This window comes from Bacillus sp. FSL R5-0443, assembly GCF_038608285.1.
Lineage (GTDB): Bacteria > Bacillota > Bacilli > Bacillales > Bacillaceae > Bacillus > Bacillus velezensis.
Map to the genome: position 1 here is coordinate 1,565,503 of NZ_CP152013.1, position 13,566 is coordinate 1,579,068.

Here is a 13,566-nt window from a genome sequence, read left to right on the forward strand (position 1 = left end):
GTGGACGGTCCCTTGCGCGTTTCAAATGTAACGGTTCGAAAACGTTTATTACTGGTTTTGCTTTTTGGCGTAATCATTTTTTTGATCATTGACAGCAGATTAGGCTATGTTCAATTTGTGATGGGAGAAAAGCTGACTTCACTGGCTAAGGATTCCTGGAGCCGGAATTTGCCGTTTGAGCCTGAGCGGGGAGAGATTCTTGACCGAAACGGCGTGAAGCTGGCTACTAATAAAAGCGCGCCGACCGTCTTTGTCGTACCGCGCCAGATCCAAAATCCCATCAAAACGGGCAAGCTTCTCGCGTCAGTTTTAAATATGTCGGAAGAGAAGGTCTACAAACATATTACTAAGAAAACCTCCATAGAAAAAATCTCACCCGAGGGGCGGAAAATTTCCAATAAAAAAGCGAAAGAAATCAAAGCGCTCGACTTAAAAGGGGTTTATGTGGCTGAAGACAGCATCCGCCATTATCCGTACGGAAGCTTTTTGTCCCATGTTCTCGGTTTTGCCGGTATTGATAACCAGGGTCTTCTCGGTTTGGAGGCTTATTATGATGATGACTTAAAAGGTGTAAAGGGATCCGTGAAATTTTATACGGATGCCAAGGGGAAGAAAATGCCTGATGAAGCGGATGATTACACCCCTCCGAAAGACGGACTTGATATGAAACTGACGATTGACGCCAAGGTTCAGACGATTATAGAAAGAGAGCTCGACAATGCAGCGGCGAAATATAACCCGGACGGAATGATTGCGGTCGCAATGAATCCGAAAAACGGGGAAGTGCTCGGCATGTCAAGCCGTCCTGATTTTGATCCGGCTGACTATCAATCGGTGGATCCGTCTGTTTACAACCGGAACCTGCCGGTATGGAGCACATATGAACCGGGTTCGACCTTTAAGATTATTACGCTTGCGGCGGCTCTTCAAGAGCAAAAAGTAAACTTGCAAAGAGACCACTTTTATGACAAAGGTTTTGCCGAGGTCGACGGCGCCCGCCTCCGATGCTGGAAAAAGGGCGGCCACGGTTCGCAATCTTATCTTGAAGTCGTTCAAAATTCCTGCAACCCCGGGTTTGTACAGCTGGGGGAACGGCTCGGAAAACAAAAGCTGTTTCAATATATTAAGGACTTCGGCTTTGGAAAGAAAACAGGCATTGATCTGCAAGGGGAAGGAACGGGGATCTTATTCCCGCTTGACAGAGTCGGCCCGGTCGAACAGGCGACAACCGCTTTCGGACAAGGGGTTTCCGTCACGCCGATTCAGCAGGTGGCAGCCGTTTCCGCAGCAATAAACGGCGGAACGCTTTATACTCCATTTATCGCCAAAGAGTGGGTTGATCCCGTTACGAAAAAAACCGTTAAGAAACAATCGCCGATTGCGAAAAGGCAAGTTATTTCCCAGGAAACGTCAAAGCAGATCAGATATGCTTTAGAAAGCGTCGTCGCTCAGGGAACGGGGCGGAATGCCTTCGTGGAAGGATATCGCGTCGGCGGAAAAACAGGTACCGCACAAAAGGTCAAAGACGGCAAATATCTCGAAAACAACCATATCGTCTCTTTTATCGGTTTTGCGCCGGCCGATGACCCGAGCCTTGTCGTGTATGTCGCGGTTGATAATCCGAAAGGCACGATTCAATTCGGGGGAACCGTCGCCGCGCCGATTGTCGGAAATATGATGAGAGACAGTCTGCCTGAGCTCGGCGTGAAACCGCGAAAAAATCAAATCGAGAAAAAATATCAATGGAACGACACAAAAACAATAGAGGTTCCGAATGTTGTAGGGATGTCTGTCTCTGATCTTGAGTCGCTGCTTGTCAATTTGAATATTGACTCCTCAGGAAAAGGAAGCAAAATTGTGAAACAATCACCTGCAGCCGGAACGAAAGTAAAAGAAGGCTCAAAGATCCGTGTTTACTTGAGTGAAGAATGAGTCTTTTTGAGGCAGCCGATTGTTTTCGGCTGCCTCTTATCATAAAGAGAAAAAAAGAAGATAACTTTTAAGATTAACTGGATGTATCCTTTTATTTACGCTAAAATATGAACTGTATGTTTAAAAGCCATTCTGACTTTTATAAACGGTTATCATGATAAAAGAATGAATAGAATTTCTGAGAGGTTTGATACAATGAAACTTACAAAGCTGCTTACATATTTAATGGCCGAACCTGTTCAAAATGACTTTCATGACCCTGACATAACTTCAATTGAGATGGACTCCAGGGAAGTGAGAAAAGGGAGTCTTTTTGTGTGTATAAAAGGGTATACGGTAGACGGACATGATTTTGCCCAAAAAGCCGCAGAAAACGGCGCAGCGGCCATCGTTGCCGAGAAAGAGCTTGACGTCGATGTTCCTGTCATTATTGTCCGCCGGTCACAGCGGGCGCTCAGCGTTCTTTCTGACGCGTTTTACGGGCAGCCGACAAAGCAGCTTCAGCTTATCGGCATCACCGGCACAAACGGCAAAACATCAACGACGCACATGGTTGATGAGATTTTCAAAAAAGCGGGAAGACAGACCGGTTTAATCGGAACGATGTACATTAAAATCGGGGATGAGACATTCCCGGTCAAAAATACAACGCCCGAAAGCGTCACACTGCAAAAAACGTTCAAGAAAATGAATGATGAGCATGTTGACACAGCTATTATGGAAGTGTCTTCTCACGCTCTGTCACTCGGCAGGGTTCACGGCTGCGATTATGATATCGCCGTATTCACGAACCTGACGCAGGACCATTTAGATTATCACAAGACGATGGAAGACTACAGACAGGCTAAAAGCCTCCTGTTTTCCCAGCTGGGCGGCTCCTTTAATCACGAAAAGCCGAAGCGGGCCGTTTTAAACGCAGATGACAAAGCCAGTGCTTATTTTGAAAAAGTGACGGCGGCGCACATCCTTACATACGGAATCGAGAATGATGCCGATGTCATGGCGAAACAAATCGAGATCTCTGCGCAAGGCACAAGCTTTGAGCTCGTTACGCCAAAAGGAACAAAGCAGATCACGGTTTCACTCGTCGGCCGCTTCAACGTGTATAACGTACTGGCTGCAGCGGCGACAGCGATCGCAGCGGGTCTGCCGTTTGATACGATCACAAGCGCTCTTGAAGAGCTGCAAGGTGTCAGAGGCCGGTTTGAACTGGTGAATCACAATCAGCCGTTTCCTGTGGTCGTCGATTACGCGCACACGCCTGACAGTCTGGAAAACGTCCTGAATACATGTAAAGACATGACAGAGGGCAAGCTTTTCGTCGTCGTCGGCTGCGGCGGAGACCGGGACAAAACGAAACGCCCGAAAATGGCGGAAATTGCGGTGCGGATTGCCGACGAACCGATTTTCACTTCAGATAACCCGAGAAGCGAGGACCCGCTGGCCATATTAAGAGATATGGAAAGAGGGGTAGAAGGCACTTACTATCACAGTATCGCAAACCGCGAGCAGGCTATCTTTTTTGCCATTGCCAACGCGAAAAAGGGAGATGTGGTTCTGATTGCCGGGAAAGGGCATGAAACCTATCAGCAGATCGGCAATGAAACATTCGACTTTGATGACGCCGAAGTAGCGGGAAGAGCTATTGTTGAGCTGAATAAAAAGTAAAACAGGAAAGAGTGTTAGAATGAGGGAAATGAAAAGAATTACGGGGACACAATGTGAATATGATAAATACGTATGTCGTTTGAACGAAACGGGAGGAGAAAAGAGCAATGCTTGAGCAAGTGATTTTATTTACAATAATAATGGGATTTTTAATCAGTGTTCTGATATCTCCGATTCTTATCCCGTTTTTAAGACGTTTAAAATTCGGCCAAAGTATCAGGGAAGAGGGGCCGAAATCACATATGAAAAAATCAGGGACGCCGACGATGGGCGGGGTCATGATTATTGTATCCATCGCCATTACGGCGATTGTCATGACGCAGAAATTTTCGCATCTGAGCGCGGAAATGTTTCTTCTGCTGTTTGTCACGATCGGATACGGCCTGCTCGGCTTTCTGGATGACTATATTAAAGTAGTAATGAAACGGAATCTCGGATTGACGTCGAAGCAGAAATTGATCGGCCAGATCATTATTGCCATTGTATTTTACGGAGTATATCATTATTGCCATTTTTCAACCGGCATCAGGGTGCCGGGCACACATCTGTCAATCGATCTCGGCTGGGGATACTTTATCCTCGTTCTCTTTATGCTTGTCGGAGGTTCAAATGCCGTCAACCTGACAGACGGTCTGGACGGTCTCTTGTCCGGTACCGCGGCTATCGCATTCGGCGCTTTCGCCATCCTTGCGTGGAACCAGTCACAATATGACGTTGCGATTTTCTCGGTTGCCGTTGTCGGCGCCGTTCTCGGTTTTCTTGTATTCAACGCCCATCCCGCCAAGGTATTTATGGGGGATACCGGTTCGCTTGCGCTCGGAGGAGCGATCGTGACCGTTGCCATTCTGACGAAGCTTGAAATTCTGCTCGTCATTATCGGCGGAGTATTTGTTATTGAGACCTTATCTGTTATCTTACAAGTCATCAGCTTTAAAACGACAGGAAAACGAATCTTTAAGATGAGTCCGCTTCACCACCATTACGAATTGGTCGGATGGTCTGAATGGAGAGTTGTCGTCACATTCTGGACTGCGGGACTGCTGCTTGCCGTTTTAGGAATTTACATCGAGGTGTGGTTATAAGTGGAAAACGAACTTTTTTTGCAAAAACAAAACTTTCTGGTCCTCGGACTGGCGAAAAGCGGATATGCGGCTGCGTCGATTCTTCATGAAAAAGGCATTAACGTCGTCGTGAATGATCAAAAAGCCTTTGAAGAGAACGAACCTGCCCAAAGGCTTGCAGAAAGAGGAATTGAAGTCATCTGCGGTGAGCATCCGACGTCACTTTTTGATCAGCATCACATTACCATTCTGATCAAAAATCCCGGAATCCCGTATGAAAATATCATGGTGGAGGAAGCACAAAGAAGAGGCATCCCGGTCTGGACGGAAATCGAGCTTGCGTATTATATCACCAATGCAAAATTCATCGGCATTACAGGTTCAAACGGGAAAACAACAACGACGACCCTGATTTATGAAATGCTGAAAGCTGATTCGATAAAGACGCTGATCGCAGGGAATATCGGCACTGTCGCCAGTGAAGTGGCTTATCATGCTGACGGTGATGAATGGATCGTCACAGAGCTTTCTTCGTTCCAGCTGATGGGGACTCATGCATTCAGACCTGAAATCGGCCTGATTTTAAATGTGTTCGACGCTCATTTGGATTACCATCACAGCCGTGAAAACTATGAAAAAGCCAAGCAGAACGTGTATCTTCATCAGCTTGAGAGTGATACGGCCATCGTGAATCAGAGCGATGAAACAGTCGTGCGGCTTGCCGAAAGCGGAAAAGCCGGCACCGTTCCGTTTTCAGTTCACCAGGAACTGTCAAGCGGCGCATTCATTAAAGACGGAATGCTGATGTTCGGCGATGAAGCGATTCTGCTTGTTGATGACATCGTACTGCCGGGCGCGCACAATTTAGAAAATATTTTAGCCGCTGTAGCCGCGGCAAAAACGGCGGGCGCGTCTAATAAAGCGATTCAGAAGGTGCTGACAAGCTTTACCGGTGTCAAACACCGTCTGCAGTATGTAACTGCGATCCAGAATCGTAGATTTTATAATGACAGCAAAGCGACGAATATTTTGGCCACAAGCAAAGCGCTCTCCGCGTTCAAAGCACCGGTTATTCTGCTTGCAGGCGGACTGGACCGCGGCAACGGTTTTGACGACCTGAAACCGTATATGGACAATGTCAAAGCGGTCCTGACGTTCGGACAGACAGCGCCGAAGATAGAAAAACTGGGCAATGAGCTGGGAATACAACATGTCAAACGTGTCGATAATGTTGAACAAGCAGTATCTGCGGCGTTTGCGCTCTCAAATGAAGGAGACGTCATCCTCTTGTCACCCGCGTGTGCAAGCTGGGATCAATTCAAAACATTTGAAGAACGCGGTGACATGTTTATAGATGCCGTGCATATGCTTAAGTAAGGGCTTGTCTCTGTTCATCGGCAGCCCTAAATGACTTATGCTTGGGGTGTCGATTGCTTTGACTACTAAAAAAACAGCGCCTGATTTGTTATTAGTTATCATTACGTTATTGCTTTTAACAATAGGATTAATTATGGTCTACAGTGCAAGTGCGGTATGGGCGGATTATAAATTTGACGACTCGTTTTTCTTCGCGAAACGGCAGCTGCTGTTTGCGGGGATCGGCGTCATTGCCATGTTTTTCATTATGAATGTGGATTATTGGACATGGCGCACATGGTCGAAGCTGCTTCTGATCATTTGTTTTTTTCTGCTTGTGCTTGTGCTGATTCCGGGAGTCGGAATGGTGCGGAACGGTTCAAGAAGCTGGATCGGAGTGGGAGCGTTCAGCATTCAGCCTTCGGAGTTTATGAAACTGGCGATGATTGCGTTTCTGGCTAAATTTCTTTCTGAAAAACAGAAGAATATTACGTCATTCAGACGCGGATTCGTTCCCGCGCTCGGAATCGTGTTTTCTGCATTTATTATTATTATGTGCCAGCCAGACCTGGGAACGGGGACGGTAATGGTGGGCACGTGCATCGTGATGATTTTTGTTTCCGGTGCGCGAATCGCTCATTTTGCGTTCCTCGGACTCATCGGTTTAAGCGGATTTGCGGCGCTAGTTCTGTCCGCTCCTTATCGGATTAAACGGATTACCTCTTACTTAAACCCGTGGGAGGATCCGCTTGGAAGTGGATTTCAGATCATTCAGTCGCTCTATGCCGTAGGTCCGGGCGGACTGTTCGGGATGGGGCTCGGCCAAAGCCGGCAAAAGTTTTTTTACCTGCCGGAGCCGCAAACCGATTTCATTTTTGCTATTTTATCTGAGGAACTCGGCTTTATCGGCGGTTCGCTCATATTGCTGCTGTTCACTATTTTATTATGGCGGGGCGTCAGAATTGCCCTCGGCGCGCCGGATTTATACGGAAGCTTTGTCGCCATCGGTATTATTTCTATGATAGCTATTCAAGTCATGATTAATATCGGCGTTGTGACGGGGCTGATCCCGGTAACAGGAATTACGCTGCCGTTTTTAAGCTACGGAGGCTCATCACTGACGCTGATGCTCGCAGCGGTCGGCGTGCTTTTAAATGTCAGCCGGTACTCGAGGTATTGATCTGTATCTTGCCTCATCACTCATGATTTATTCGTTATCTATAAAAAAACAGACAACATCAATAACCCTGTCCTAAAAAACAGGGTTATCGCTATGTGATTAAGGGGGACATACGAATGCGTATTGCAGTAAGCGGAGGCGGAACCGGAGGACATATTTATCCGGCCCTGGCCTTTATTAAAGAAGTTCAGCGCCGGCATCCGGATGTGGAATTTTTGTATATCGGAACAGAGAACGGTCTTGAGAAAAAAATTGTTGAACGGGAAAATATTCCGTTCCGCGCCATTGAAATTACAGGTTTCAAACGAAAACTTTCTTTTGAAAATGTAAAAACCGTCATGCGTTTCTTAAAAGGCGTGAAGAAAAGCAAATCATATTTAAAAGAGTTTAAACCAGATGCCGTTATCGGTACAGGCGGCTATGTATGCGGTCCGGTCGTATACGCGGCGGCAAAAATGGGAATTCCGACGATCATTCATGAGCAAAACAGCCTGCCCGGCATCACAAATAAGTTTCTCTCGAAATATGTTAATAAGGTAGCAATTTGCTTTGAAGAGGCAAAATCGCATTTTCCTGCTGAAAAAGTTGTGTTTACGGGAAACCCGAGAGCCTCTGAAGTCGTCTCAATTAAGACAGGCCGCTCATTAACTGAGTTCGGGCTGAAAGACAATCAAAAAACGGTGCTCATTTTCGGCGGAAGCAGAGGCGCGGCTCCCATTAACCGTGCCGTTATAGATATGCAGGAAGAATTGAAAACGAGACCTTACCAAGTGCTTTATATTACCGGGGAAGTACATTACGAGAAGGTAACGGCTGAGCTGAAAGGCGGAAAAGCCGCTGATAATATGGTGACAAAACCGTTTTTGCACCAAATGCCGGAGTACTTACAATCAATTGATGTCATTGTGGCCAGAGCCGGAGCGACGACGATTGCGGAGATCACCGCTCTCGGCATTCCGAGCGTGCTTATTCCGAGCCCGTATGTGACAGCCAATCACCAGGAAGTCAATGCGAAGGCGCTCAGCCAGCATGACGCTGCAATCGTACTGAAGGAAACCGAGCTCAGCGGAGAAAAACTGATCGCTGCGCTGGACAAAATCGTCATGAATGAAGAAACCTTAAAAGACATGAGTGAGCGGACAAAATCACTCGGTGTTCCGGATGCGGCAGCCAGACTGTACAGTATCATGGAAGACATAAAAAAATAGAGCAAATGGAATGCGGAGGTTTATGATGGAGAACGTAATTCAGGAATTAAGAGACCGCGAAGTCGGCAAAGTGCTGGAACAAGAACCGCTCGCGAACCATACAACGATGAAAATCGGCGGTCCGGCGGACATTTTAATCATCCCCAACCGTGTGGAAGCGGTCAAAGATATTATGGATATTGTGAAGAAACATGATCTGCCATGGACGGTTATCGGCCGCGGTTCAAATCTGCTCGTGCTTGATGAAGGCATAAGAGGAGTTGTCATCAAGCTGGGAGCGGGTCTGGATCATTTGGAGATTGACGGTGATCAGGTGACGGTCGGAGGCGGCTATTCGGTCGTCCGGCTTGCGACTTCCATGAGTAAAAAAGGAATGTCCGGTCTCGAATTTGCAGCGGGCATTCCCGGATCAATCGGCGGAGCCGTCTATATGAATGCCGGGGCGCACGGATCTGATATGAGTGAGATTCTTGTGAAAGCCCGTATCTTATTTGAAGACGGCACAATCGAATGGCTGACAAACGAAGAGATGGGTTTCAGCTACAGAACGTCTGTTTTGCAGAAAAAACGCCCCGGTGTCTGTCTCGAGGCAGTTCTTCAGCTTGAGCAAAAGGAACGGGAAGCCATTACGGCGCAAATGCAGCAGAACAAAGATTACAGAAAAAATACGCAGCCGTATTCAAGCCCATGCGCCGGAAGCATATTCAGAAATCCGCTGCCGAATCATGCCGGAAACCTCGTTGAAAAAGCGGGATTAAAAGGACATCAGATCGGCGGAGCAAAAGTGTCCGAAATGCACGGGAATTTTATCGTCAATGCCGGCGGAGCGACTGCCAAGGACGTCCTCGACCTGATTGAATATGTGAAAAAGACAATCCGTGAGCAGTATGATGTTGACATGCATACAGAAGTTGAAATCATCGGAGGGAATCGTTAAAAGGTTCTCTGATTACATGAGCTCATGTGATATACTTTTAACAAATGTCAAACGGCATCACAGCATGCCGTTTGTTTTTCAATCAGACGAATGTCAAGCTGTTTCATTCTTAGTGAGGTGGACAGGCAGTGAACCCAAATCATGAAAGAGAAAAAATTGTAAATATTGAAGAGCGGATTCCGAAAATCAAAGAGCAGCGGAAACAAAAAGCAAACCGCCGGCTGATTTCATTCATTGTGCTCTTTTTTATGATGGTGCTGATCATCGTGTACTTGCAGATGCCGATCAGCAAAGTGTCTTCTGTCACCGTTTCCGGAAACGAAAACGTGTCTGTAAAAGAGATCAACGCGCTTTCTGATATACATAACGGACAAACCGAGTTCTGGAGTCTGAACAAGAAACAAACAGAAGAAAAGATTGAGCAGAATAAGCTGGTGAAAAAGGCGGAACTTTCAAAAGTATTTCCTAACAAAGTCAGCATTCACATTGAAGAATACAAGACGATCGCGTATCTGCAGCGACATGATGTATATTATGAAGTGCTCGAAAACGGCACTGTGCTGCCGAACGAAGTCACGCCGGATGACGCGGGCCCGATTTTGGTTGACTGGACAAACGCGAAAAAGCGGGTCAAAATGGCGGAGCAGCTTGATAAGCTTTCCGGTTCGCTAAAGCAGTCGATTTCTGAAATCTATTATACACCGGTAAAAATGGATCAGGACCGGATCAAGCTGTATATGAACGACGGGTATGTAGTTACCGCTTCTATTAAAACGTTTGCCGGCCGGATGAAGACCTATCCTTCTATCGTTTCCCAGCTGGACGGCGGGAAAAAGGGGATTATCCACTTAGAAGTCGCTACGTATTTTGAAGAATTTAACAAAGGTAAATCCGGGAAGAAAAAAGAAAATGATTAATAGTTCTAAAGAACTAATTTCAAGGTGGTTCAAAAGAATCTATTACAATCAGCGGGGCAGCCGATATAACCGATAGCGGAATCATTATGACTATGTTTGTTTTTGCCCGGGATATGGCTGCCGGACAAGCGGAAAATTCTCAATGCAATGGGCGTGTCTTCTGCAATGAGCATTGTATTTGGAATTTTCCTCCTGTTTCTTCTTTTTTCGGATGTTTCTGGCAATATCTATAGCTTTTCTGGAGGTTCATCTTAGTGTAGACTATTGGAAAGCGGGTATATTTGCATCTGGTTTGCACAGTATGGCACCGTGACAGGAAATCTTACGGTAAGGTGGGCCGTCTCTAAAAAAAATAAAAAAAATACGATATAAAAGAGGATATACATAGAATATAACGAATAGTTTCATTAAACATAAATTGTGAGAAATCAGACAAGAATTTGTTGATGCTGTTGTTTTTGTTACACACTTGTAAAGCCACATTCATTGTATTGTTGTTCCGCAAATAATAGAATAGAATTTGATCGAAATGTGAGGAGGTGCCATAGAATGAACAACAATGAACTTTACGTCAGTCTTGACATCGGTACGTCCAATACAAAAGTGATCGTCGGAGAAATGACAGATGATTCCCTTAACATTATCGGAGTGGGAAATGTACCGTCTGAAGGGTTGAAAAAAGGCTCAATCGTTGATATAGATGAAACCGTTCATTCTATAAGAAAAGCGTTTGACCAAGCTGAAAGAATGGTAGGTTTTCCGCTGAAAAAAGCCATTGTCGGCGTTAATGGAAATTATATTCATATTCAAGATACGAACGGCGTTGTCGCTGTTTCCAGTGAAAACAAAGAAATTCACGTTGAAGACGTCCGCAGGGTAATGGAAGCGGCACAGGTCGTGTCAGTTCCGCATGAGCAGCTGATCGTAGACGTCGTTCCGAAACAGTTTATCGTTGACGGAAGAGACGAAATTACCGATCCGAAAAAAATGCTCGGCGTGCGCCTGGAAGTAGAAGGCACGCTGATTACCGGCTCCAAAACGATCTTACATAACTTACTTCGCTGTGTGGAGAGAGCGGGCGTTGAAATTACTGATATTTGCCTGCAGCCGCTTGCGGCCGGTTCGGCGGCTTTGTCAAAAGACGAAAAAAACCTCGGAGTCGCCATGATTGATATCGGCGGCGGCTCGACGACGGTGGCGGTATTTGAACAGGGGCACCTGAAGGAGACAGCCGTCATTCCGCTCGGAGGCGAAAACATCACGAAAGATGTATCGATCGGATTGCGCACTTCCACCGAAGAGGCTGAAAGAGTAAAAAAACAATTCGGACATGCATTCTACGATGAGGCTTCAGAAGATGAAGTATTTGAAGTCACCGTCATAGGAACGAATCAAAAGCAATCTTTTACACAGCAGGAAATTGCCAATATTATTGAAGCAAGAGTGGAAGAGATTCTTGAGATTGCCGCAGCCGAAATTGAGCATATGGGAATTACAGATCTGCCCGGCGGCTTTGTGCTGACCGGCGGACAGGCCGCAATGCCCGGAGTGCTTTCATTGGCACAGGAAGTGCTGAGGCACAATGTAAGGGTCGCAAGCCCGAATTATATCGGTGTAAGAGACCCTCAGTATATGACGGGTGTCGGCTTGATACAATTTGCCTGCCGAAATGCCAGAATTCAGGGAAGAAAAATAGGCTTTCATATGCCGGAAGAAGCCGTGCAGGAAATCGCGGTCTCTCACGAAGAAGAACATCATCAGCGGCCAGAGGCGCAGCAGCGTCCAAAAGCAAAACAAAAAACACAAGCCGAACACAACAAACCGAGCAAAATGAAAAAACTATTAAGCATGTTTTGGGAATAGATTGATAGTCATTCGGCAGATTAGGAGGATTTAGCATGTTGGATTTCGAAACAAACATAGACGGCTTAGCATCAATTAAAGTAATCGGAGTAGGAGGCGGCGGTAATAACGCGGTCAACCGAATGATTGAAAATGAAGTGCAGGGTGTAGAGTACATTGCGGTAAACACGGACGCGCAAGCTCTTAACCTGTCAAAAGCGGAAGTGAAAATGCAGATCGGGGAAAAGCTGACCCGCGGTCTAGGAGCGGGAGCGAATCCGGAAGTCGGCAAAAAAGCCGCTGAAGAAAGTAAGGAACAAATCGAAGAAGCGCTAAAAGGTGCTGACATGGTGTTCGTTACAGCCGGAATGGGAGGCGGTACCGGAACGGGAGCCGCACCGGTGATCGCGCAAATCGCAAAGGACTTAGGCGCTTTGACTGTCGGTGTCGTAACAAGACCGTTTACATTTGAAGGAAGAAAACGTCAGCTGCAGGCTGCAGGCGGTATCACGGCAATGAAAGAAGCCGTTGACACACTGATCGTTATTCCGAATGACCGCATTCTTGAAATTGTCGATAAAAACACACCGATGCTTGAAGCATTCCGTGAAGCTGATAACGTGCTTCGCCAAGGGGTGCAAGGTATCTCTGACCTCATCGCGACGCCTGGTTTAATCAACTTGGACTTTGCCGATGTCAAAACCATCATGTCCAACAAAGGTTCAGCATTGATGGGTATCGGGATCGCTACGGGCGAAAGCCGTGCTGCTGAAGCCGCCAAAAAGGCGATCTCCAGTCCGTTACTGGAAGCGGCAATCGACGGAGCGCAAGGTGTTTTGATGAACATTACGGGAGGTACAAACCTGAGCCTCTACGAAGTGCAGGAAGCAGCCGACATCGTCGCTTCTGCATCTGACCCTGATGTCAACATGATTTTCGGTTCAGTTATCAATGAAAATCTGAAAGATGAAATCGTCGTCACCGTTATTGCGACCGGTTTTATCGAACAGGAAAAAGATGACTCAAAACCGCAGCGTCCGACTTTAAACCAAGGATTGAAGTCTCAAAGCCAAAACGCTGCGAAACGTGAGCCGAAACGAGAAGAAACTCAGCATCAAAACACGGTGAACCGCCATACATCACAGCCGGCGGATGATGCCCTCGACATTCCTACATTTTTAAGAAACCGCAACAAACGCGGCTGATGTAAAAAAGGACAAGACCACATGGTTTTGTCCTTTTTCTTTTGTGCACAGTCTTCCTTCCTATCCCCATGATCTATACAGTGAAAAAAGAAACTTTATACCTATGACGAATTGATTGTTTTTTAATTTCATACGGCTTTCTACAGAATGTGACAATATCTGGATGGAAGATTGTCTACATTTAACGTACAGCATCGAAATAACAAACGATTCCAATTATGAAGGAGGGATACACATTTTATAGGGCGTTACCAAATAAG

The 13,566-nt window shown here is 46.3% G+C and carries 10 protein-coding genes; all 10 read left to right on the forward strand.

Annotated elements, in window-relative coordinates:
- Nucleotides 1-12: 12 nt before the first annotated feature.
- The gene (locus NYE28_RS07950; RefSeq protein WP_003154438.1) at nt 13-1,932 is read left to right on the forward strand and encodes a stage V sporulation protein D; all 1,920 of its coding nucleotides are present in this window, start codon (nt 13-15) and stop codon (nt 1,930-1,932) included.
- Nucleotides 1,933-2,127: 195 nt separating this feature from the next.
- Nucleotides 2,128-3,600 (forward strand): UDP-N-acetylmuramoyl-L-alanyl-D-glutamate--2,6-diaminopimelate ligase, encoded by a 1,473-nt coding sequence (locus NYE28_RS07955; protein ID WP_003154436.1) that lies wholly within the window; start codon nt 2,128-2,130, stop codon nt 3,598-3,600.
- 107 nt (nt 3,601-3,707) lie between these two features.
- Nucleotides 3,708-4,682: a phospho-N-acetylmuramoyl-pentapeptide-transferase gene (gene mraY / locus NYE28_RS07960; protein WP_007409707.1), complete on the forward strand. Its 975-nt coding sequence runs from the start codon at nt 3,708-3,710 to the stop codon at nt 4,680-4,682.
- A complete protein-coding gene (murD, locus tag NYE28_RS07965; RefSeq protein WP_337681091.1) occupies nt 4,683-6,038 on the forward strand; it encodes a UDP-N-acetylmuramoyl-L-alanine--D-glutamate ligase in 1,356 nt (451 codons plus the stop codon).
- A 58-nt stretch (nt 6,039-6,096) separates the two neighbouring features.
- Nucleotides 6,097-7,197 carry a stage V sporulation protein E gene (gene spoVE / locus NYE28_RS07970; RefSeq protein WP_015239818.1) on the forward strand — a complete coding sequence of 367 codons (1,101 nt, stop codon included), beginning with the start codon at nt 6,097-6,099 and terminating at the stop codon, nt 7,195-7,197.
- Between the two features lie 116 nt (nt 7,198-7,313).
- Nucleotides 7,314-8,405 carry an undecaprenyldiphospho-muramoylpentapeptide beta-N-acetylglucosaminyltransferase gene (gene murG, locus NYE28_RS07975; protein WP_003154428.1) on the forward strand — a complete coding sequence of 364 codons (1,092 nt, stop codon included), beginning with the start codon at nt 7,314-7,316 and terminating at the stop codon, nt 8,403-8,405.
- A gap of 25 nt (nt 8,406-8,430) precedes the next feature.
- The gene (gene murB / locus NYE28_RS07980; RefSeq protein ID WP_136396346.1) at nt 8,431-9,342 is read left to right on the forward strand and encodes a UDP-N-acetylmuramate dehydrogenase; all 912 of its coding nucleotides are present in this window, start codon (nt 8,431-8,433) and stop codon (nt 9,340-9,342) included.
- Nucleotides 9,343-9,470: 128 nt separating this feature from the next.
- Nucleotides 9,471-10,259, forward strand: a complete 789-nt coding sequence (locus tag NYE28_RS07985; protein ID WP_007409710.1) for a cell division protein FtsQ/DivIB — start codon at nt 9,471-9,473, stop codon at nt 10,257-10,259.
- A 549-nt stretch (nt 10,260-10,808) separates the two neighbouring features.
- Nucleotides 10,809-12,122: a cell division protein FtsA gene (ftsA, locus tag NYE28_RS07990; protein ID WP_003154425.1), complete on the forward strand. Its 1,314-nt coding sequence runs from the start codon at nt 10,809-10,811 to the stop codon at nt 12,120-12,122.
- A 35-nt stretch (nt 12,123-12,157) separates the two neighbouring features.
- Nucleotides 12,158-13,306, forward strand: a complete 1,149-nt coding sequence (ftsZ, locus tag NYE28_RS07995; RefSeq protein ID WP_003154424.1) for a cell division protein FtsZ — start codon at nt 12,158-12,160, stop codon at nt 13,304-13,306.
- Nucleotides 13,307-13,566: the final 260 nt, after the last annotated feature.